The sequence below is a fragment of the Pseudomonas sp. Emmai genome (assembly GCF_055179735.1).
The window spans coordinates 3,270,930-3,290,606 of record NZ_CM143685.1 but is presented as its reverse complement, the minus strand read 5'-3'; the positions used below and the strand labels follow the sequence as shown (position 1 = coordinate 3,290,606).

The following is a 19,677-nucleotide window of genomic DNA, read 5'->3' as shown; positions in this document are numbered from 1 at the left end:
TTTGCCCGATCTCAGTTGGCAATCACGCTCATATTCCGACCACTGGCCTTGGCCACGTATAACGCCTTGTCCGCCGCACCGACCAGGTCGTCAGGCGTGGCTTGCGAGGCCGGGTCGTAGGCGCAGACACCCAGGCTGACCGTCACCATGCCTTCGGCACTTTCACTGTGCTCGATGCCCGCCAGCTGTACCGCACGGCGGATTTTTTCCGCCACCAGGAAGGCACCGACATAGTCAGTGCCGGGCAACACCACGGCAAACTCTTCGCCGCCATAACGCACCGCGAGGTCGCCGGGGCGGTTGATGTTTTCGGTGATGATCGCGCTGATCTTGCGCAAGCACACATCGCCCGCCACGTGCCCGTAGTGGTCATTGAACAGTTTGAAGTGATCGACATCGATCATCAGCAACGCCAACCCATTCTGGCTGCGCCGGGCGCGGCCCATCTCCGCCACCATGAAAATATCGAACTGACGTCGATTGGCCAGCCCGGTCAGCGCATCTTCCAGGGCCAGCAGCTCCAGGCTGCGATTGACCTCCAGGAGTTTTTCCTGGGTGCCGAGCAATTCGCTTTGAATGTGATTCTGCTGGCGCATCACGCGAATCAGCCGGTAACCGAGCGCGCCGAGAAAGCTCAGCAGCAACGCGACAATTGCCGCCGTGTTCAACGACTCCTGGCGCCAGGCGCCCAGCACCTCTTGCTTGTTCAGGGCGGCGGACACCACCATCGGATAGCCGCTGACCCGGCGGAAACCCAAGACCCGTTCGACGCCATCGACCACCGACTTGATGGTTGCCGTGCCGAAACTGGCATGGGGCAGCAGTTGGGTAAACAACGGCCCACTGGCGACACTGGTGCCGATGTCAGTTTCCCGGAAGGGGCGACGCACGATGATCGTGCCGTTGTCGGCCATCAGGTTGATGGCACCGTTTTGGCCCATGTCGATGCTGTCGTACAGCGACAGAAAGTGGCTGAGATAAATCGTCGCTACCGCCACACCGGCGAAACGGCCGTCGGGATGATTGAGCCTGCGCGACACGGTCATGATCCATTCATCGGTCGAGCGGCTCTTGATCGACGGGCCGATATGCGGGCCACGGTCGGGATGGTCGCGATGGAAGATGAAGTATTCGCGGTCCGAGTTATTGGCGTCCGGCACATTGGCGCCATTGGAGTTGGCCAGCCAGTGGCCGTTTTCATCGAAGATGAACAAGCCATGCAGTTGCGTCAATTCCTGGCGCTGGGCACTGAGCAAACGTTGCAGTCGCGGCAGTTGCGCCGGCCCCACACCGTCATTTTCGAGACGGTCCACCAGGGAAAAGAGCAACGTGTCAGCCTGCTTGACCGTCGACTGCGCCTCGGCCGCCAGGGTCTGCGCCAGGTTGGACATCGCCACTTCCTTGTCATGCAAGTGGTACTGCCGTGAGTTCCAGGCCTCCCAGATCGCAATCGCCGCCATGGACAGGCACACCGCCACCAGCAGCACCACGGCATAACGCACCTTGAGCTTCGCCTCGACCTGCTCGGCCGATATCGACGGCGTGGGCTGAAGGGCTTCGATACGAACTTTTACGGACGGTTGTCCCATGACGTTCCTTGCATTCTTATAAAAAGGCGATGCTTCCTGATCGCTGACGACACTATAGCCATTACCGCCGGGTCTGCTTCAGCGCCTCCAGCCAGGCCGGATCCAGTCGGGTCTGGTCAGTGTCGAGGCCCAGGGCTTCCATTCGCTCCTTGTGCCGGTCCATCTCGCGAACCAACTGGCTGTGGTCGCTGGAGTTGGCGTCCAGCTCATGCATCTGGTGCAGCCCCAGGTGATAGAAACGCAGCAGCTTCATGGCGTCCGGATCATCCTTCTCAACCGCCGCCGTCACCTGATGCATGACATTGGTCACGCTCATCAGGCTGCGCTTGAGCCGCCAGCCGTATACGGCCGGCGCCATCCACGCCTCGTGCCAGAACCGGCCACGCATCAGCGCCGCCATCAGCAGCACCGCGACAAACACGCCGCCGACGTTAAAGCGCAGGTTGTCGCCGCCCGGCTCACCAAACAGCGCCACCGCCGCCGTCGACAGCACCATCGCCAGCGCCAGGAAAATCAGGGCGATGATCACCGTGCTGCGCCGGGTCTGGCGACGAAAAGTTTCGGCATTCATCGGCTGGATTTCGAACATAGTGGCTAGCGTCCTTGAATCAGTGAGCGAAAAGAGTGCGGGGCATTATCGCCTCTGCGGGGGATTTAGCTATGCTGGGGCTCCTTTTCATCTTTCCATCGTCAAACGGGGAACATGGCGAGACTGCGCAGTTCGTGCCATCTTCTTTCATGGATACATATTATTCGGATGCCAATCGCTCCTCCTGTATGAATGGCATCGTTTTAAGGATCATTGAATGTCCCAACGTCAAGTAATCAATGCCTCGGTCAGCCCAAAAGGCAGCCTGGAAACCCTGTCCCAACGTGAAGTTCAGCAATTGAGCGAAGCCGGTTCCGGCAGCACCTACACCCTGTTCCGCCAATGCGCCCTGGCCATCCTCAACACCGGCGCCCACGTTGATAACGCCAAGACCATCCTCGAAGCCTACAAGGACTTCGAAATCCGCATTCACCAACAGGACCGTGGCGTACGCCTGGAACTGCTGAACGCCCCGGCCGACGCTTTCGTCGACGGCGAAATGATCGCCAGCACCCGGGAAATGCTGTTCAGCGCCCTGCGCGACATCGTCTACACCGAAAACGAACTCGACGCCCAGCGCATCGACCTGAGCACCTCGCAAGGCATCAGCGACTACGTCTTCCACCTGTTGCGCAACGCCCGCACCCTGCGCCCTGGCGTCGAGCCGAAGATCGTGGTGTGCTGGGGTGGCCACTCGATCAACACCGAAGAATACAAATACACCAAGAAAGTCGGCCACGAACTGGGCCTGCGTAGCCTGGACATCTGCACCGGTTGCGGCCCCGGCGTGATGAAAGGCCCGATGAAAGGCGCGACCATCGCCCACGCCAAGCAGCGCATCCACGGCGGCCGTTACCTGGGCCTGACCGAGCCGGGGATCATCGCGGCCGAAGCGCCGAACCCGATCGTCAATGAACTGGTGATCCTGCCGGACATCGAAAAACGCCTGGAAGCCTTCGTGCGCGTCGGCCACGGCATCATCATCTTCCCGGGCGGCGCCGGTACCGCCGAAGAGTTCCTGTACCTGCTGGGCATTCTGATGCACCCGGACAACGCCGGCCTGCCGTTCCCGGTGGTCCTGACCGGGCCGAAACATGCGGCGCCGTATCTGGAGCAACTGGACGCCTTCGTCGGCGCCACCCTGGGCGACGCGGCGAAACAGCACTACACCATCATCATCGACGACCCGGCGGAAGTGGCGCGGCATATGACGGCCGGGCTCAAAGAGGTCAAGCAGTTCCGCCGCGAGCGCAACGACGCGTTCCACTTCAACTGGCTGTTGAAGATCGACGAAGGCTTCCAGCGCCCATTCGACCCGACCCACGAAAACATGGCCAGCCTGCAACTGAGCCGCAGCCTGCCGGCCCACGAACTGGCGGCCAACCTGCGCCGCGCGTTCTCCGGCATCGTCGCCGGCAACGTCAAGGACAAGGGCATCCGCCTGATCGAAGAACACGGGCCATACCAGATCCGTGGCGACGCAGCGGTGATGCAACCGCTGGATCAACTGCTCAAAGCCTTCGTCGCCCAGCACCGGATGAAACTGCCGGGCGGCGCGGCCTATGTGCCGTGTTATCAAGTAGTTGCGTGATTAACCTGATGTAAGCCGTAACGTTGATCGTTCCCACGCTCTGCGTGGGAATGCAGCCCGGGACGCTCCGCGTCCCAGAGGCGGACGCAGAGCGCCCGTTGAAGCATTCCCACGCAAAGCGTGGGAACGATTAATGCGTCACAGGTGATCCGCATCAATCACCGCTTTGGCAAAGGCCTGCGGATCTTCCTGCGGCAAATTGTGGCCGATACCGCCATTGATCAACCGGTACTCATACTTGCCGGTAAAACGCTTGGCGTAATCTTCGGCTGCCGGGTGCGGCGCGCCATTAGCGTCACCTTCCAGGGTGATGGTCGGCACCGTGATGCTGGGCCCCTTGGCCAGTCGCTGTTCCAGCGCTTCATATTGCGGTTCGCCCTGGACGATACCCAGGCGCCAGCGGTAGTTGAATACCGTGATCGCCACATGATCCGGGTTGTCCAGCGCCGACGCGCTGCGGTCGAAGGTGGCGTCGTCGAAGGACCATTTTGGCGAGGCGGTTTGCCAGATCAGCTTGGCGAAGTCGTGGCGGTTCTTCGCGTAACCGGCCTCGCCGCGCTCGGTGGCGAAGTAGAACTGATACCACCATTGCAATTCGGCCTTGGGCGGCAATGGATTCTTGCCTGCGGCCTGGTTACCGATCAGGTAGCCACTCACCGCCACCAACGCCTCGACCCGCTCCGGCCACAGCGCCGCGACGATGTCCGCCGAGCGCGCCCCCCAGTCGTAGCCACCCAGCACGGCTTTCTTGATCTTCAGCGCATCCATGAAGTCGATGACATCACTGGCCAACGCAGCGGGCTGGCCGTTGCGCGGGGTCTTGTCCGACAGGAAATGCGTATCGCCGTAGCCACGCGCATAGGGGATCAACACCCGGTAACCCTTGGCCGCCAGCAACGGCGCCACGGCGCTGTAGCTGTGAATGTCGTAGGGCCAGCCGTGCAGCAGAATCACCACCGGACCGTCGGCCGGGCCAACCTCGGCGTACGCCACGTTCAGCAACCCGGCATTGACGTGCTTCAACGCGCCGAACGGGTCAGATTTGAGGGTGCTGGCGCTGGCCGCCACGGGCTCAGTGGTTTTAACATCGGCATGGGCCGAAAAGGCTGCAACGTTCAGGACCGCGAAGAGGCTGGCTGTAGCGAGTGTGTTCCAGGTCATGGTGATTTCCTCAGGGTTGCCAGTGAAGAGCGTTGCGAGGTCAGTCGCCTTGGCTCGATGGATCCCATTGAACCGCCCCGAGGTATCTGCCATGTGTCGTAAAAGCCCGTTTATTAAGGCGCAAGGTGTCAAACAGGGCTCTGGATACAGTGCGATACAAAGCCCATGGGCAAGCCGACCGTCGCTCCCTAGAATGCCAACGTGCGAATAACAAGAGGGTTGGGCAATGGAACATGTGAACCACATCCTGATTGTCGACGACGATCGCGAGATCCGTGAACTGGTCGGCAATTACCTGAAGAAAAACGGCCTGCGCACCACCGTGGTCGCCGACGGCCGGCAGATGCGGCATTTCCTGGAAACCAATCAGGTCGACCTGATCGTGCTCGACCTCATGATGCCCGGCGACGACGGCCTGGTGCTGTGCCGCGAATTGCGCTCGGGCAAGCACAAAGCCACGCCGATCCTGATGCTCACCGCCCGCAACGATGAAACCGACCGCATCCTCGGCCTGGAAATGGGCGCCGACGATTACCTGACCAAACCCTTCGCTGCCCGCGAACTGCTGGCGCGGATCAACGCCGTGTTGCGCCGCACCCGCATGTTGCCACCGAACCTGCTGATCACCGAAACCGGCCGCCTCCTGGGTTTTGGCCGCTGGCGCCTGGACACCAGCGCCCGCCACTTGCTCGACGAAGACGACACCATGGTCGCCCTCAGCGGCGCCGAATACCGCCTGCTGCGGGTGTTCCTCGACCACCCGCAACGGGTGCTCAGCCGTGACCAGTTGCTCAACCTGACCCAGGGCCGCGATGCCGACCTGTTCGACCGCTCCATCGATTTGCTGGTGAGCCGGCTGCGCCAGCGGCTGCTGGATGACTCCCGGGAACCGACCTACATCAAGACCGTGCGCAGCGAAGGCTACGTGTTCTCCTATCCGGTGGAATTGCTCGGCGAGCCGTCATGAAGGGCGTTTTGTATCCGTCTGTATAAACACCCGCGCCAGATACGAATCCACCGATTTCGCGGCATTGCGGCACACATCACCGATACACCCCGGCGTTTAACTGTGACCACCCGATAGCACTGACCCACTCGGCGCTACTGACTCACTCAACTTAAACCCACGGAGAATCACCCATGCTCAATTTCTCGAAAGTCTCGTCCCTGGCACTCGGTCTGACACTGGTTGGCGGCCTCGGTCTGTCGAACCTGGCTTCGGCCAACACCCCAACCGTGTCCCAAACCCCGACTCAGCCACTGCGGGTGGAAAGCGGTTCGGATCGGCTGCAACAGAATCGCGTGGCCGAAGGTGGTGCCGATCGTTTGCAGGAACTGCGCGAAAGGGTTGCGCTGATCAGCCCGAGCAACGCAGTGCGCGGTGGTTTGGTGGTGGCGCAAAACCGTCCGGAGTTCGGTTCGAAATATCAGCGCTACTGATCGGTGGGACCAGATCAGGCCTGCTCCCACGGGGGTGACACGCGGGATCAACGCTCTCGATATCGACTATGCCTAATGGTGTTTTTTCATCGCCACGCTCCAGCACTAGAGTGGCGACAACTTCTTCCCACTCTCTGGAGCAACATCATGAAAAGCCTCATCGGTCTTACCTTCGCCCTTACCGTCCTTGGCGCCACGTCGGCTTACGCAGCACCACAAGCCGTTGCCGCCGTGAAAGTCGGCCATCCAGCCAGCCAGAACGTCAACACCGTCGGCATCGACACTGAACGCAAAGGCAGCGTCAACCTGCAACAGAACGCCGAGCAAGCCAAACTCTACGTCGCGGAAAACCGTCCTGAGTTCGGTTCGAAGTATCAGCGGATTGATGCTTGAGTGTCGTGTGGTTTAGTCAAGTCTGACACCGCACCTGTGGCGAGGGAGCTTGCTCCCGTTGGACTGCGCAGCAGTCCCCTTCTTTGGGGGCCGCTTCGCAGCCCAGCGGGAGCAAGCTCCCTCGCCACAGTTTTTTTGTTTGATTGAAAATCTATCAAGCGCTTTAACCCGCTAGCCGCGCCGCCAACGCCTTCGCCTGGCTCGCCACATCCGTCACCGCCGTGCTCTCCCACCACATGCCCCGCAACGGCGGGCCCATGGCAAACAGCCGTTGGGCGACTTGCCCGTCGGCGTCCAGCACCGCACCATCCACCGCCGCCGCAATCCCCAGCGCCAACGGTCCCGGTTTGATCAGCCAACGCGCCAGCAACTGCTGCGGTAACGGACGCGCGACTCGCCGCCAGTCGTATTCGATGCCACTGGAGTTGATCAGCGCCGCGCCGCTGACCACCACGGTTTCCGCTTCGCCACGGCGCCGAATGCGAATCCTCACTTCAGCGTTCAGCGAAGGCTCCAGCCCCTTGAACGACGCCGCCTGAATCCGCAACCGCCCTTCCCCGTGCAGCCGTTCCACCAGTTCCGCGCTCAACGGCGGCGAGCGATGGTGATGACTTTCCCACCACGGCCGCACATGCCGCACAAACTGCCGACGTTGCGCGTCCGTCGCCTGATTCCATAACCGGCCGATATGCGCCCGCACGGTGTCGAGCGGCGATTGCCAGTCGATGCCTTGGGCGATAGCGTCCCGGCAATGCCGGCGCAACTCGCGCACCAACTGGCGCGGGGTTCGAATGCTGTGATCCTCGGCCAGAAAATCCACCCACGCCGGCGGCTGACGCCGGACATGCGGCAGCAGCCCATGCCGGGAAAACACTTCGATCGGCCCGCGATGCCCGGCCTGTTCCAGGGACACCACCGCATCGACCATGGTCAGGCCCGAGCCGATGATCAGCACCGTGGATTGCGGATCGAGTTGCTGCATGGCCGCCACATCCCATGGGTCCAGCGCTGCCGCGTTCAAACCGCTGGACTCGGTCTGCGGCGTGCGTGCCGCAGGGAACATCCCCGTGGCCAGCACCGCAAACGCGCCCTGCAACTGTCGCCCGTCGCTCAAGGTCAGTCGCACGGAATCATCGATGGTTTGCAGATCCACCACCTCCGCCCGTACATGCTCAACCGAAGAACCGTTCACCGCCCCCACCGCTTGTGCTTCCGCCAACCGCTGCTGCACGTACAAGCCGAAAAGCCCTCGCGGCGGGAACAATTCGCTGATCGGCACGTGCTGCTGGTCCGACTCCGGCCAGCCACCGGCGGCGATGTAGTCGGTCAGCCATTGGGTCAGGTCATCGGCGTTGTCCGGGTCGACGCTCATCCGCGCCGCGTTGCCGTTCAGCGTGTGGCCCAATTCGACCGCGCTGTACGCCTCGCCCCGGCCCAGTTCGGCGCGGGGTTCGATCACCAGCAACGAACGCTGGCCGGGCAAACGCAATAACTGCGCCGCCAGCATCGCGCCGCTGAGCCCGCCGCCAATGATCAGGATGTCTGCATGGCGGATGGCGTCGGTCGCCTGTCCGCTGGGGGTTTGGTTCATCGCATTCTCACGGTCAGTGTTTGCCTAAATAGAAATCGTGCAAATCGCCCCGAGCCAGCAGCTCTTCAGCGCTGCCGGACAACACCACCCGCCCCGTGTCGAGCACATAAGCCTGGGACGCGTACTTGAGCGCCACATTAATGTTTTGCTCGGCAATCAGGAAGCTCACCTGCTCGTCGCGATTGAGCTGGGCGACGATCTCGAAAATCTCCTGGACGATAATAGGCGCCAAACCCATGGAAGGTTCATCAAGCAGTACCAAAGTAGGACGCGTCATCAGCGCCCGACCGATGGCGACCATCTGCTGCTCGCCACCGGAGGTCAACCCGGCCTGGGTCTTGCGTTTGGTTTTCAGGCGCGGAAACCAGGCGTAGATGCGCTCCAGGTCCCGGGCCATGTCCTGGCGACTCAAGCGCCGGACAAACCCGCCGCTGCGCAGGTTGTCCTCCACCGTCAGTTGCGCGAACACGTGCCGGCCCTCCAACACATGGACCATGCCCTGGCGCACCCGGACGCTCGGATCAACCCCGTCCAGATCGCGCCCGAAAAACGCGATGCTGCCGCGACTGACTTGCGCCCGCTCGGCCCGCACCAGCCCGGAAATAGCCTTGAGCGTGGTGCTTTTACCGGCGCCGTTAGCCCCGAGCAACGCAACGATGCCACCCTTGGGCACTGACAGCGAGACCCCGGCCACCGCCAGGATCGCGCCGTCGTAGATCACTTCGATGTCTTTGACCTGCAACAGATCATTGGCAGCAATGTCGCTGGCGGCTTGGCTCATGGCTTATTCATCCCCGGTGCAGGTGCGTGGCGTCAGGCCTTTTTCCTTGGCGAACGCTGCGGATTTTTCATCGATCAACGGCCGCAACAACGCGCGATCAGCCGCAATCCAGTCGCTGATCAGCGTCCAGTTGGCGCCATCCCACTGCTGCACCCGCGCCGAACCGCCGCCCTCGTGATCCTTGCAGGACAACTTGAGGTTCTGCATCAGCCCGAAGTAGCCCATGTCCTTGAGCCGCGCATCGTCGATGTTCAAGTGCTCGAGGCCCCAGCGCCCTTCCTCGCCATTCAGCGGGCGCTTGCCGAACTTGCCTTGGGCGGTGCGGATCGCTTCGACCATCACCGCCGCGTTCACCAGCCCGGAGTTGTAGTAGACGCTGCCGAAATTCTTCAGGTCCTTGAGGTCGCTCTTGCCCTTGTCGAGGATGTATTGCTTGAGGCGTTTGTGGATCTCGAAATCGGTGCCGGCCGGGTATGGCGTCAGCGCCAGATAACCTTTGGCGGCGGCGCCTGCGGGCAATACGTCTTCGCTGGAACTGGCCCAAATGTCGCCGACGATATGGTCCACCGGGAAGCCGAAACGGGCAGCGGTCTTGACCGCCACTGGCGTGGAAACGCCCCAGGTGCGCAGGAACACCCAATCCGGGTTGACCTGGCGAATCTGCCGCCATTGCGACGACTGTTCGTTGCCCGGGTCCGCGACCGGAATCTGGATGTTCTCGAAGCCGTACTTCTCGGCCAACAGTTTCAGCGGCCCCAGGGTTTCGCGCCCGTAAGCCGAGTCGTGGTAGACCGTGGCAATCTTCTTGCCCTTGAGTTTGTCGAAGCCGCCCTCGCGCTGGGCGATGTAGTTGATCAGGCTGGAGGCCTCGCTGTAGAAGGTCAGCATCACCGGGAAGTTGTAGGGGAACACCGTGCCGTCGGTGGCTTCGGTGCGACCGTAACCGAGGGTGATCAGCGGGATCTTGTCGACCTCGGCCCGCTCGCTCAGGGCATACGCCGCCGGGGCGCCGTTGGGGGAATAGATCGCCACCGGGGCGCCATCCAGGCCGTTCTTGAAGCGCTCGTAGCACTCGATGCCGTTCTCCGCCGTCCACTCCGTCTCGCATTCCTGCCAGACCAGTTTGACGCCGTTGATCCCGCCCTCCACCTCGTTGATGTAGTTCAGGTAATCGAGCATCCCGGCCCACACCTGCACGCCGCTGGAGGCGTAGGCGCCGACGCGGTAGGTGGCCAACGGGAAGAATTGCTGGTCCGGCGAGGCTTGGGCCAGCGGCACCGTACTGCTGAACACCACCAGTGTCAGGGCCGCGCCGAGCAAGGAACGTTTCAAGGATGTACGCATGTTGTCTCTCTAATCAGTCAGGAATTCAGAAGCGCAGCGGCCAGTGGCGCAGCCGTTCACGAAGGTTGCCCAGCAGGCGGATCAAGCCCTCCGGTTCCTTGATCAGGAACAGAATGATCAGCACGCCGAAGATGATTTTTTGCAGGTTCTGCAGTTGCCCGGCATCCACCGAACCACCAAACAACGCTTGCCCGGCGTGACTGAGCAGGATCGGCAGCAGGCTGATAAACGCCGCGCCGACGAAGTTGCCGGCGATGCTGCCCATGCCGCCGATAATGATGATGAACAGGATTTGGAACGAGCGATTGATATCGAAGCTGCTGGCGCTGGCGGTGCCCAGATACGCGAAGGCCCACAGCGCCCCGGCGATGCCGAGGTAGAACGAGCTGACGGCGAACGCCAGGTGTTTGTAGCGCACCACCGGGATGCCGATTACCGCAGCGGCGGTGTCCATGTCGCGGATCGCCATCCAGTTGCGGCCGATCTGGCTTTTCACCAGGTTCACCGCGACCCAGGTCAACAGCAGCACGGTGGTCAGGGTCAGCCAGTAACGGCCGACCGGCGTGTTCAGGTCATGGCCGAACAGCGCCAGTTTCGGCGCGGAAATCGTCCCGGATGAGCCGTAGTTGTAGAACCAGGGGAATTTGACGAACAGCCATTCGAGGAAGAACTGCGCGGCCAACGTGGTGACCATCAGGTAAAAACCTTTGATCCGCGAACTCGGCAAACCAAAGACAAACCCCACCACAGCGCTGATCAAGCCGCCGCCGAGCAGCGCCACCGGCAAACCCAACTCGGGCAGTCGCAGCAGAAAGCCGTAAGTGGCAAAAGCCCCGACCGCCATGAATCCCGCCGCGCCGACCGATGTCTGGCCGGTGTAACCCGTCAGCAGATTGAGGCCGAGCCCGGCCAGGGACAGCACCAGGAAAGGGATCAGGATTGCGTTCAGCCAATAGTCGTTACCGGTCAGTGGCACGATGACAAACGCGATCAATAACAGGCCGAGCAAGCCGAATGGCACACGACGCTGAACCAGCACCGACGGCGCGGTTTCACGGGCAAGGGATATCGACATGGGTTCAGACTCGCTCGATGGCGCGCTCGCCGAACAGGCCGGCGGGAAGGATGTAGAGGAAGGCCAGGGCCAGGACATAAGCGAACCACGGGGTGATGCCGCCGCCGATCAAGGGGCCGATGTAGACCTCGGCGAGGTTCTCTGCCGCACCGACGATCAACCCGCCGACAATCGCCCCGCCAATCGAGGTGAAGCCACCGATGATCAACACCGGCAAGGCCTTGAGCACCACCAGCGACAGGGAAAACTGCACCCCTTGGCGCGCGCCCCAGAGCAGCCCGGCGACGAGCCCGACCACCCCGGCCACGGCCCAGACGATCTGCCAGATGCGGTTGAGGTTGATGCCGATCGACAACGCGGCGGTGGTGTCATCCGCCACGGCGCGCAGTGACACGCCGATCCGGGTCTTGTTGGACAGCAGCGCCAGCACCGTCACCAGCACGATGGCCGCAGCGGCGGCGATCAGGTCGAACTGGCTGACCATCATCCCGCCGATGAAAATCGGTACGTCGTCAATGCCCAGGTCCAGCGCCCGCACTTGCGAGCCCATCAAGCCCTGGGCCAGGCCTTCGATGATGAACGACAGGCCCAAAGTGGCCATGAACAGGGTGATTTGCGACCGGTTGACCAAGGGCCGCAGCACCAGCCGTTCGATCAGCAGCGCGCCGATGATCATCACCACCACCGTCAACAACAACGCCAACGCAAATGGCACCCCTTGGTCATGCAGGCTGACAAAAGTCAGCGCGGCGAACAGCAGCATCGAGCCCTGGGCAAAATTGAACACGCCGCTGGCCTTGTAGATCAGCACAAAACCAATGGCGACCAGGGAATACATGGTGCCGGCGAGCAAGCCGCCGAGCAGGGTTTCGAAGAAGTACGTCATCAGTGCACCACTCCCAGATACGCCGCGATCACGTCGGGATCGGCCTGCACTTGCGCGGGCGTGCCGTCGCCGACCTTGCGTCCGTAATCCAGCACCACGACATGGTCGGACAGGCCCATGACCACACACATGTCGTGCTCGATCAACACCACCGTGGTGCCGAGGTCGCGGTTGATGTCGGCGATGAAACGGGACATTTCCTGCTTCTCTTCGGCGTTCATCCCGGCCATGGGTTCGTCGAGCAGCAACAGGCGCGGGCCGGCGATCAAGGCGCGGCCCAGTTCCACACGCTTTTGCAGGCCATAGGACAGATTGCCCACCGGCACATCGCGGTGGGCCTGCAGTTCCAGAAATTCGAGAATGCCCTGGGCTTGTTGGCGGAAGTCCTGCGCCTCTCGCCGGGCGCGGGGCAAGTTCAGGGCTTGTTCGATGAAGCTGCTGCGCAGGTGCCGGGACAGGCCGGTGAGGATGTTGTCGATCACGCTCATTTTCTTGAACAGCGCGTTGTTCTGGAACGTGCGCCCGATGCCCCGGCGGGCGGCGGTCAGCGGGTCGATGCGTTTGAAGGGCTGTTGCTCGAAAACAATCGAACCGGCATCGAACGGGTACACGCCGTTCAATACGTTCAGCAACGAGCTCTTGCCGGCGCCGTTGGGGCCGATCAGCGCGCAGATCTCGCCCCGGCGTACGTCGAAGGACAACTCGTTGATCGCCTTCACGCCTTTGAACGACAGGGAAATACCGCTGACTTGCAGGATGGAATCGGTCGAGCTCATGCGATATCCCGTTTGAATTCGGCGAGCCAGGTCGGCGCGGATGGGGCGTCGGGGCTGCGGGTGGCTTGCCAGATGAAATGCAGGTTGTGAAAGCCCAGCAGCCGGCGAACGCGGTTTTTGATCAGGCGTTGCAGCGGTTTTTCCGGGTGGGCGATGGCCCAGTCGCAGAGGCGTCGGCGCCAGGTGTTTGGTGGGGCCAGACGGCTTTCAATCTCATCGGCCAGGCGTTGCAGGCGTTCGGCGGACAGCAGCAACCCGGACGGCGCCACTTCCCGTCGATCGCGGCTGGCGCTGCCGGGGCTTTCCGGGAAGGCCAGGGCTTGGCCGCTGGCCAGCCATTGATCCAGCACCACCGTCAGGCCGTCTTGCCATTCGGTGCCCTCTTCACTCCAGAGCTGGGCGCCGGAGAGGCTGAGGCGCAGGCGTTGCGGCGGTTCCACCGGGCCGAGCAGTTCGGCGAAATTCAACAGGGATTGGCCGTGGTTGAGCCACAGTTGTCGGGTTTGTCGTCCTTGAATAAAGGCGTGGGTGGGACGGCTGCGCCACAGCGCTTTGTGCAGTGACTCGGGGTCGAGGGTGTCGGGCAGCGTCAGCACTTCGCCGCCGACATGCCGGGCAGCCAGCGCCAGCAGCAACAGATCCGGCTCGAAAGCACCGCTCAGGGCCAGTCGCGAGTCCTCGGTAAAGCCTTGCTGGCGCAAGCCATCGGCCAGGCGCTCGACATCGCGCAACGCATCGATCCAGCGCCAGACAAACCACTGGCCGTGGCGCTTGTGGCGCAACGCGGTTTGCAACGGACTGACCTGGCCCCAGTGGCGCAACTGCTCCAGGGCCTGGGGCGCCTTGACCTGCCATTCGGCGCTGTCCGCGGTGGGCGGACGCTTGAGTTCGTGCACGCTCATGGGGTGACCTCCTGTTCATGGGCAAAAGCGTGCGGTGGTCCGCTGGGCTGGCTCTTCATTTGATCGTTCCCACGCTCTGCGTGGGAATGCCGCCATGGACGCTCTGCGTCCTCTGTTGGAGCTGGGGACGCGGAGCGTCCCGGGATGCATGCCCACGGGTCGCGTGGGAACGATCATCACGCCGACACCACTTTCTTCCCCTGCTGCCGCGACCCCGCCAAATCCCGATACCCCGCCCCCGGATGGATGTCCGGCAAGCGCGGCCCTTCGCCAAACAACTTCTCGCGCAAAGTCCCCGGCGCGTATTCGGTCTTGTACACCCCGCGTTTCTGCAACTCCGGCACCAGTAATTCCACGGCGTCGATGAAGGTTTCGTGGGTCAGCGCATAGGCCAGGTTGAAGCCGTCCACGTCGGTTTCCTCGACCCACTCCTGCAACAGATCGGCGACCGTCTCGGGGCTGCCGACAAACAACGGGCCAAACCCGCCGATTCCCACCCAATCGGCCAATTCATTCGGGGTCCAGACCTTGTTCGGGTCCGCCGTGGAGAACGCTTCCACCGCCGACTGAATCGCATTGGTGTGCACGTGCTTGAGCGGTTCGTCCGGTTTGAACTGGCTGAAATCAATCCCGGTCCAGCCGGAAATCAGCGCCATCGCGCCTTCGTAGCTGACCCAGGTTTTGTATTCCTCGAACTTGGCTTTGGCCTTGGCATCGGTCTCGCCGAGGATCACCGTTTGCAGGTTGAAGATCAGGATCTTCTTCGGATCGCGCCCGGCCTGCGCCGCACGCCGACGGATATCGGCCACGGTTTTCTTCAGCAGTACTTTCGACGGTGCCGCAACAAACACGCACTCGGCATGCTCCGCCGCGAACTGCTTGCCACGACTCGACGCCCCGGCCTGATACAGCACCGGAGTGCGCTGGGGCGACGGCTCACACAGGTGAATCCCCGGCACCTGGAAGTGTTTGCCGACGTGCTGGATCTCATGAATCTTGCTCGGGTCACTGAAGATCCGCCGCTCACGATCGCGCAGGATCGTGCCCTCCTCCCAGCTGCCTTCCCAGAGCTTGTAGCAAACCTCCAGGTACTCCTCGGCGAAGTCGTAACGGGCGTCGTGCTCGGTCTGGTTTTTCTGCCCGAGGTTCTTCGCGCCACTCTCCAGATACGAGGTGACGATGTTCCAGCCGGCGCGGCCCTTGGTCAGGTGATCGAGGGTCGAGAGGCGGCGGGCGAATGGATACGGATGCTCGAAGGACAGCGACGCGGTGAGTCCGAAGCCCAAATGTTCGGTGACCAGCGCCATCGGCGGAATCAGTTGCAGCGGATCATTGACCGGCACCTGCGCCGCCTGGCGGATCGCCGCGTCACCGTTGCCGTTATAGACGTCGTAGATGCCGAGCACATCGGCGATGAACAAGCCGTCGAACTTGCCGCGCTCCAGGATCTTCGCCAGATCGGTCCAGTATTCGAGGTCCTTGTACTGCCAGGAACGATCCCGGGGATGCGCCCACAATCCCGGCGACTGATGGCCGACGCAGTTCATGTCAAAAGCGTTGAGACGAATTTCACGGGCCATCAAACGACGCTCCTGAAGCTTGGGGGATGGATGCCGTTAAGGCGGAAATTGCCGATGAGATGGAGTTTCCAGCGCAGCGGATCATGCAGCGATCCATGCAGCGCGGTGCGTTGGCCGGTGAGTTCGAATTCGGCGTTGCTCACGGCATTCAGAGCGTCGGCGCTGGCCAGGTGCGACTCGGCGATGGCGACGCTGATTTCCGTGTCGTCCTCGGCGCTGCTCAAAAAGTCTTCGGCGCGTTCCAGCAGCGCGGCGGCGACTTCGATGCGGATGTGCAGATCGCCGAAGCGGCTGATGACGTAGGGATCATCCGTGGCCTCGGTCTGCTGGCGCACGAAACGCAGGGTTGCATCAAGCAGGTTGCGGGCGTTGTGCAAGTCGTGCTGACTTTTGGCCAGGGGCTCGGTGGCAGCAATCGGTTGGGTCAAGGCATTCATGGGAGGCTCCTCAGTTCCAGGCGTGGCGCGCGGGCTTCACGCCGTTGAGCAGGTAGTTGCCGATCAGGTGGTATTTCCATCGCGCCGGGTCGTGCAAGGTGTGAGTCCGGGCGTTGCGCCAGTGGCGGTCGAGGTTGTATTTGCCGAGCACCGAACGGGTGCCGGCCAGTTCGAAGAGCTTGCTGCTGGCGAGCAAGGCGATTTCCGCCGACAGGACTTTGGCCTGGGCCACCACCACCGAGGCGTGGGCGACCGTGTCTTCGGTGGGGTTGAGCAATGCGGCGTCGATGGCTTGGCCGGCCTTTTTCAGGATCGCTTCGGTGCCGTGGACGCGCCATTCCAGATCGCCAATCGCGGCAATGCTGAACGGGTCTTGCCAGCCGTAATCGTGACCGCTGTCGATCCACGGGCGGGATTCGCGGGCGTAACGCTTGGTTTCTTCCAGCGCGCCGACAGCGATGCCGGTGTCCACGGCAGCCTGGATGATTTGCGAGATCGGGCCGTCGGCGGTGGGTTCGTCGAAGGCTTTGTGCGCCGGGATGACCGCGCTGCGCGGGACTTCCACCGCGTTCAAGGTGACGCCACCGCTGGCGGTGGTGCGCTGGCCGAAACCGTCCCAGCTGTCGATCACGGTCAGGCCCGGGTTGTCGCGCTCGATGAAGGCGATGAACGCCTTGTTGTCCTCATCCACCGCCACCGCCGGCACGATGTGCGCAAACAACGCGCCGGTGCAGTAGAACTTCTCGCCGTCGATCTGCGCAGTGTCCTCGTCAAAGCGAATGCGGGTCTCAAAGGCCCCGGCGTTTTTGCTTTTGGATTCGGAGAAGGCGTTGCCGAAACGGACGCCCTGCAGGACTTTGCCGAAGTAATAGCGTTTCTGCTCCTCGGTGGCGGTTTGCAGCAGGATGTCGAGCACGCCGAGGTGGTTTTGCGGAATCTGGCCGAGGGACGAGTCGGCGGCGGAAATGATCTTGATCACTTCGGCGACGGTCACGTAGGACACACCGGCGCCACCGTAAGCCTTGGGAACAGTGATGCCCCACAAGCCGCTGGCGGAGAATTCGTCCAGCTCAGCCACTGGCAGGCGTCGTTCGCGGTCACGGACGCTGGCGTCCACCGCGAAGCGTGCGGCGAGTTTGTGCGCGACGGCGATGGCTTCGGCGTCCGAGCGGATGAGGTGGGCGGTGCTGGGGGAAGTTGTCATGGGGCCGACTCCGTGGTTCCGGGTGAATACTCAGAGACCTTTACAGAAGTCGTGCCAGTTATTTTTATTATTAAATATCAGTAGGTTATATTTTTTTAAAAGTAAACCAACTAATTAAAAAAACGCAAAATGCTCAATGGGTGTTGCCCTGCAAACAGTCAAGCGTATTTCAAGCACGCGGCCGCCAGCGGCTGATTCACGTCACTACTCATGCGATGTGCCCAATCACTTCTCCAGGGATCGGGCACTTACACGTCCGTTAATGCTTTATGAAATACTCGACGGATTGACTAGGGTTGGCGTTTCCGCTGCCTTGGCTGTATGTCACGTAACTGAACACTGCCGGCTTCCGACTCCCTAAATAGTCCAGCAATTTGCGACGAGGCACGACCACTTCAAACTTATCATTCTCCGGCTCACCAATTGGATTCAGTGTCGCGACCAACACATCTTCGACATATACCTCAAGGTCATCCCCAGGATTGTAGAAAGGGGGCGCGGGAATCTGGGCGGTGGCCCCGTGCTCAATGCTTCCCCAATGGATTTCTCCACCCACAGCTTCTTTGATAGCAAGAGGTTCTAGCATCATTCAACTCCTTTTCAATCGACATTTGAAAGAACATTCGTCAGCCACTGAGCATATTGAATAAACGGTCCAAGAGTCAGCATGCTGAACTTCATTTAAAGTTCAGGCACATCAAACGTCTACTGTCAGAAATTACAGGTATCGCGTTTTTCCGATCAGCGGCCTCAGGATCAAATCACCACATTACGCACAAACCGCGCCGCCACTTTCCCGTCATTGCGATAGGTATGGGGCTGGTTGCTGGCAAACATATAAAACTCGCCAGGGGCAATTTCATGGGGTGTGTCGCCCAACATCAAGGTCAGGCAGCCTTCGAACACGTAGAGCTGCTCGCTCCAGCCGTCGGCATCCGGTTGCGATGGATAAATCTCTCCTGGTTGCAGGCACCACTCCCATTGTTCCACCTCGCGGGTAGCGGTGGCTTTGGAGAGTAGAACGGCTTTGCTGCCGGGGATGGTCCCGGCCCAAGCCACTTCGTTGATGCGACTAGGGTCGCGGGCGTCCGGGGCCTGGATCAGGTCGCTGAACGCCACCTCCAGCGCTTCGGCCACGCGGTCGAGGGTGGTCAGGCTGACGTTTTTCTCGCCGGCCTCAATGGCCACCAGCATGCGCCGGCTGACCCCGGACTTTTCGGCCAGGGCGGTCTGGCTCATGTCGGCGGCGTGGCGCAGGCGTTTGACGTTCTGGCTGACGTGCTGGAGGACCGAAGCCCGCGGGGGAGAATCTTTGTGCACTATATTGCTCACTCGGTGGGGTTGGGCAGTATACTGCGCAACATTCGGCCGCATTGTGCGTCCGCCTCAGGTAGCGCGCAAGGTCATGACGTCGGCGAACACTCCCCACACCTCCTCCCGTTTCTCGCGATTCAGCAAGGCTGAGTGCGTGCTGGTGCTGATTACCATGGTCTGGGGCGGCACCTTTTTGCTGGTGCAGCATGCGATGACGGTCAGTGGACCGATGTTCTTCGTCGGCCTGCGTTTTGCCGCGGCGGCGTGCATTGTCTCGCTGTTTTCCTGGCGCAGCCTGCGGGCGCTGACCTTGCTGGAACTCAAGGCCGGGTCCTTTATCGGCGTGGCGATCATGCTCGGTTACGGCTTGCAGACCGTGGGTTTGCAGACGATTCCCAGCAGCCAGTCGGCGTTTATTACGGCGTTGTACGTGCCCTTTGTGCCGTTGCTGCAATGGATGGTCTTCGGCAAGCGGCCGGGGTTGATGCCCAGCATTGGCATCATGCTGGCCTTTACCGGGTTGATGATGTTGTCCGGGCCATCGGGAGCTTCGCTGGATTTCAGTCCTGGCGAAATTGCCACGCTGATCAGCACCGTGGCGATTGCGGCTGAAATCATCTTGATCAGCACCTATGCCGGCCAGGTCGATGTGCGCCGGGTCACGGTGGTGCAACTGGCGGTCACGTCGATGCTGGCGTTTTTGATGGTGGTGCCTACGCAGGAAGTGATTCCGCATTTCTCCTGGCTGCTGTTGGGCAGTGCCCTGGGCTTGGGCGCGGCCAGTGCGGCGATCCAGGTGGCGATGAACTGGGCGCAGAAAAGCGTTTCGCCGACCCGGGCGACGTTGATCTATGCCGGTGAGCCGGTATGGGCCGGGATTGTCGGGCGGATTGCCGGAGAGCGGTTGCCGGCGATTGCGTTGCTGGGGGCGGGGTTGATTGTGGCGGCGGTGATCGTCAGTGAATTGAAGACGCGGGGAAAACCGGACACCGAGGAGGTATTGCAACGGGAAAGCCAGGGCTGA

At 61.6% G+C, this 19,677-nt stretch carries 19 protein-coding genes and 1 pseudogene; 5 read left to right on the top strand and 15 right to left on the bottom strand.

Annotated features, from left to right (window positions below):
• Nucleotides 1-11 precede the first annotated feature (11 nt).
• Nucleotides 12-1,589: a sensor domain-containing diguanylate cyclase gene (locus ACY4LX_RS15200; protein WP_463260419.1), complete on the bottom strand. Its 1,578-nt coding sequence runs from the start codon at nt 1,587-1,589 to the stop codon at nt 12-14.
• Between the two features lie 61 nt (nt 1,590-1,650).
• Complete coding sequence (locus ACY4LX_RS15195; RefSeq protein ID WP_149658352.1) at nt 1,651-2,178, bottom strand: DUF3087 domain-containing protein; 528 nt, start codon at nt 2,176-2,178, stop codon at nt 1,651-1,653.
• 217 nt (nt 2,179-2,395) lie between these two features.
• Here ACY4LX_RS15195 and ppnN point away from each other — a divergent pair, with 217 nt between their 5' ends.
• The gene (ppnN, locus tag ACY4LX_RS15190; RefSeq protein ID WP_123409584.1) at nt 2,396-3,769 is read left to right on the top strand and encodes a nucleotide 5'-monophosphate nucleosidase PpnN; all 1,374 of its coding nucleotides are present in this window, start codon (nt 2,396-2,398) and stop codon (nt 3,767-3,769) included.
• Between the two features lie 138 nt (nt 3,770-3,907).
• On the opposite strand, the gene ACY4LX_RS15185 is transcribed toward ppnN, so the two are convergent.
• On the bottom strand, nt 3,908-4,930 hold the full coding sequence (locus tag ACY4LX_RS15185; protein WP_463260418.1) for an alpha/beta fold hydrolase: 1,023 nt from the start codon (nt 4,928-4,930) through the stop codon (nt 3,908-3,910).
• 226 nt (nt 4,931-5,156) lie between these two features.
• Here ACY4LX_RS15185 and ACY4LX_RS15180 point away from each other — a divergent pair, with 226 nt between their 5' ends.
• The 3 genes from ACY4LX_RS15180 to ACY4LX_RS15170 all read left to right on the top strand — a co-directional run bounded on the left by ACY4LX_RS15180 (nt 5,157) and on the right by ACY4LX_RS15170 (nt 6,763).
• A complete protein-coding gene (locus ACY4LX_RS15180) occupies nt 5,157-5,897 on the top strand; it encodes a response regulator (RefSeq protein ID WP_463260417.1) in 741 nt (246 codons plus the stop codon).
• 173 nt (nt 5,898-6,070) lie between these two features.
• Nucleotides 6,071-6,370 carry a phage infection protein gene (locus ACY4LX_RS15175; protein WP_463260416.1) on the top strand — a complete coding sequence of 100 codons (300 nt, stop codon included), beginning with the start codon at nt 6,071-6,073 and terminating at the stop codon, nt 6,368-6,370.
• Nucleotides 6,371-6,517: 147 nt separating this feature from the next.
• The gene (locus ACY4LX_RS15170) at nt 6,518-6,763 is read left to right on the top strand and encodes a hypothetical protein (RefSeq protein WP_149658357.1); all 246 of its coding nucleotides are present in this window, start codon (nt 6,518-6,520) and stop codon (nt 6,761-6,763) included.
• A 163-nt stretch (nt 6,764-6,926) separates the two neighbouring features.
• On the opposite strand, the gene ACY4LX_RS15165 is transcribed toward ACY4LX_RS15170, so the two are convergent.
• From ACY4LX_RS15165 to ACY4LX_RS15110, 12 genes are all read right to left on the bottom strand, one after another.
• Nucleotides 6,927-8,354: an FAD/NAD(P)-binding protein gene (locus ACY4LX_RS15165; RefSeq protein ID WP_463260415.1), complete on the bottom strand. Its 1,428-nt coding sequence runs from the start codon at nt 8,352-8,354 to the stop codon at nt 6,927-6,929.
• Between the two features lie 13 nt (nt 8,355-8,367).
• Nucleotides 8,368-9,135, bottom strand: coding sequence for an ABC transporter ATP-binding protein (locus ACY4LX_RS15160; RefSeq protein ID WP_463260414.1), 768 nt, complete (start codon nt 9,133-9,135; stop codon nt 8,368-8,370).
• A 3-nt stretch (nt 9,136-9,138) separates the two neighbouring features.
• Nucleotides 9,139-10,479 carry an ABC transporter substrate-binding protein gene (locus ACY4LX_RS15155; RefSeq protein WP_463260413.1) on the bottom strand — a complete coding sequence of 447 codons (1,341 nt, stop codon included), beginning with the start codon at nt 10,477-10,479 and terminating at the stop codon, nt 9,139-9,141.
• 25 nt (nt 10,480-10,504) lie between these two features.
• Nucleotides 10,505-11,554 (bottom strand): branched-chain amino acid ABC transporter permease, encoded by a 1,050-nt coding sequence (locus ACY4LX_RS15150; protein WP_149658361.1) that lies wholly within the window; start codon nt 11,552-11,554, stop codon nt 10,505-10,507.
• A 4-nt stretch (nt 11,555-11,558) separates the two neighbouring features.
• Nucleotides 11,559-12,440: a branched-chain amino acid ABC transporter permease gene (locus ACY4LX_RS15145; RefSeq protein ID WP_463260412.1), complete on the bottom strand. Its 882-nt coding sequence runs from the start codon at nt 12,438-12,440 to the stop codon at nt 11,559-11,561.
• The gene (locus ACY4LX_RS15140) at nt 12,440-13,216 is read right to left on the bottom strand and encodes an ABC transporter ATP-binding protein (RefSeq protein ID WP_463260411.1); all 777 of its coding nucleotides are present in this window, start codon (nt 13,214-13,216) and stop codon (nt 12,440-12,442) included. Before ACY4LX_RS15140 ends, ACY4LX_RS15145 begins: the two co-directional genes overlap by 1 nt.
• Nucleotides 13,213-14,118, bottom strand: a complete 906-nt coding sequence (locus tag ACY4LX_RS15135; RefSeq protein ID WP_149658363.1) for an AMP-binding protein — start codon at nt 14,116-14,118, stop codon at nt 13,213-13,215. The genes ACY4LX_RS15140 and ACY4LX_RS15135 overlap by 4 nt, the downstream gene beginning before the upstream one ends.
• A 176-nt stretch (nt 14,119-14,294) precedes the next feature.
• On the bottom strand, nt 14,295-15,698 hold the full coding sequence (locus tag ACY4LX_RS15130) for an LLM class flavin-dependent oxidoreductase (RefSeq protein WP_463260410.1): 1,404 nt from the start codon (nt 15,696-15,698) through the stop codon (nt 14,295-14,297).
• Complete coding sequence (locus tag ACY4LX_RS15125) at nt 15,698-16,135, bottom strand: acyl-CoA dehydrogenase (protein WP_463260409.1); 438 nt, start codon at nt 16,133-16,135, stop codon at nt 15,698-15,700. Before ACY4LX_RS15125 ends, ACY4LX_RS15130 begins: the two co-directional genes overlap by 1 nt.
• A 10-nt stretch (nt 16,136-16,145) precedes the next feature.
• On the bottom strand, nt 16,146-17,339 hold the full coding sequence (locus ACY4LX_RS15120; protein ID WP_463260408.1) for an SfnB family sulfur acquisition oxidoreductase: 1,194 nt from the start codon (nt 17,337-17,339) through the stop codon (nt 16,146-16,148).
• Between the two features lie 259 nt (nt 17,340-17,598).
• Nucleotides 17,599-17,925 (bottom strand): hypothetical protein, encoded by a 327-nt coding sequence (locus tag ACY4LX_RS15115; protein WP_463260407.1) that lies wholly within the window; start codon nt 17,923-17,925, stop codon nt 17,599-17,601.
• A 170-nt stretch (nt 17,926-18,095) separates the two neighbouring features.
• Nucleotides 18,096-18,659, bottom strand: a complete 564-nt coding sequence (locus ACY4LX_RS15110) for a helix-turn-helix domain-containing protein (protein WP_463260406.1) — start codon at nt 18,657-18,659, stop codon at nt 18,096-18,098.
• Here ACY4LX_RS15110 and ACY4LX_RS15105 point away from each other — a divergent pair.
• Nucleotides 18,654-19,677 (top strand): annotated as a pseudogene (locus ACY4LX_RS15105) (DMT family transporter). The gene ACY4LX_RS15110 and the pseudogene ACY4LX_RS15105 overlap by 6 nt on opposite strands.

What these genes read in the sequence shown, in the direction of transcription:
- ACY4LX_RS15200 (WP_463260419.1), bottom strand. Translation starts at nt 1,589, where the DNA reads ATGGGACAACCGTCCGTAAAAGTTCGTATCGAAGCCCTTCAGCCCACG.
- ACY4LX_RS15125 (WP_463260409.1), bottom strand. Translation starts at nt 16,135, where the DNA reads ATGAATGCCTTGACCCAACCGATTGCTGCCACCGAGCCCCTGGCCAAA.
- ACY4LX_RS15180 (WP_463260417.1), top strand. Translation starts at nt 5,157, where the DNA reads ATGGAACATGTGAACCACATCCTGATTGTCGACGACGATCGCGAGATC.
- ACY4LX_RS15140 (WP_463260411.1), bottom strand. Translation starts at nt 13,216, where the DNA reads ATGAGCTCGACCGATTCCATCCTGCAAGTCAGCGGTATTTCCCTGTCG.
- ACY4LX_RS15185 (WP_463260418.1), bottom strand. Translation starts at nt 4,930, where the DNA reads ATGACCTGGAACACACTCGCTACAGCCAGCCTCTTCGCGGTCCTGAAC.
- ACY4LX_RS15175 (WP_463260416.1), top strand. Translation starts at nt 6,071, where the DNA reads ATGCTCAATTTCTCGAAAGTCTCGTCCCTGGCACTCGGTCTGACACTG.
- ppnN (WP_123409584.1), top strand. Translation starts at nt 2,396, where the DNA reads ATGTCCCAACGTCAAGTAATCAATGCCTCGGTCAGCCCAAAAGGCAGC.
- ACY4LX_RS15150 (WP_149658361.1), bottom strand. Translation starts at nt 11,554, where the DNA reads ATGTCGATATCCCTTGCCCGTGAAACCGCGCCGTCGGTGCTGGTTCAG.
- ACY4LX_RS15115 (WP_463260407.1), bottom strand. Translation starts at nt 17,925, where the DNA reads ATGCTAGAACCTCTTGCTATCAAAGAAGCTGTGGGTGGAGAAATCCAT.
- ACY4LX_RS15135 (WP_149658363.1), bottom strand. Translation starts at nt 14,118, where the DNA reads ATGAGCGTGCACGAACTCAAGCGTCCGCCCACCGCGGACAGCGCCGAA.
- ACY4LX_RS15155 (WP_463260413.1), bottom strand. Translation starts at nt 10,479, where the DNA reads ATGCGTACATCCTTGAAACGTTCCTTGCTCGGCGCGGCCCTGACACTG.
- ACY4LX_RS15165 (WP_463260415.1), bottom strand. Translation starts at nt 8,354, where the DNA reads ATGAACCAAACCCCCAGCGGACAGGCGACCGACGCCATCCGCCATGCA.
- ACY4LX_RS15130 (WP_463260410.1), bottom strand. Translation starts at nt 15,698, where the DNA reads ATGGCCCGTGAAATTCGTCTCAACGCTTTTGACATGAACTGCGTCGGC.
- ACY4LX_RS15195 (WP_149658352.1), bottom strand. Translation starts at nt 2,178, where the DNA reads ATGTTCGAAATCCAGCCGATGAATGCCGAAACTTTTCGTCGCCAGACC.
- ACY4LX_RS15120 (WP_463260408.1), bottom strand. Translation starts at nt 17,339, where the DNA reads ATGACAACTTCCCCCAGCACCGCCCACCTCATCCGCTCGGACGCCGAA.
- ACY4LX_RS15170 (WP_149658357.1), top strand. Translation starts at nt 6,518, where the DNA reads ATGAAAAGCCTCATCGGTCTTACCTTCGCCCTTACCGTCCTTGGCGCC.
- ACY4LX_RS15145 (WP_463260412.1), bottom strand. Translation starts at nt 12,440, where the DNA reads ATGACGTACTTCTTCGAAACCCTGCTCGGCGGCTTGCTCGCCGGCACC.
- ACY4LX_RS15160 (WP_463260414.1), bottom strand. Translation starts at nt 9,135, where the DNA reads ATGAGCCAAGCCGCCAGCGACATTGCTGCCAATGATCTGTTGCAGGTC.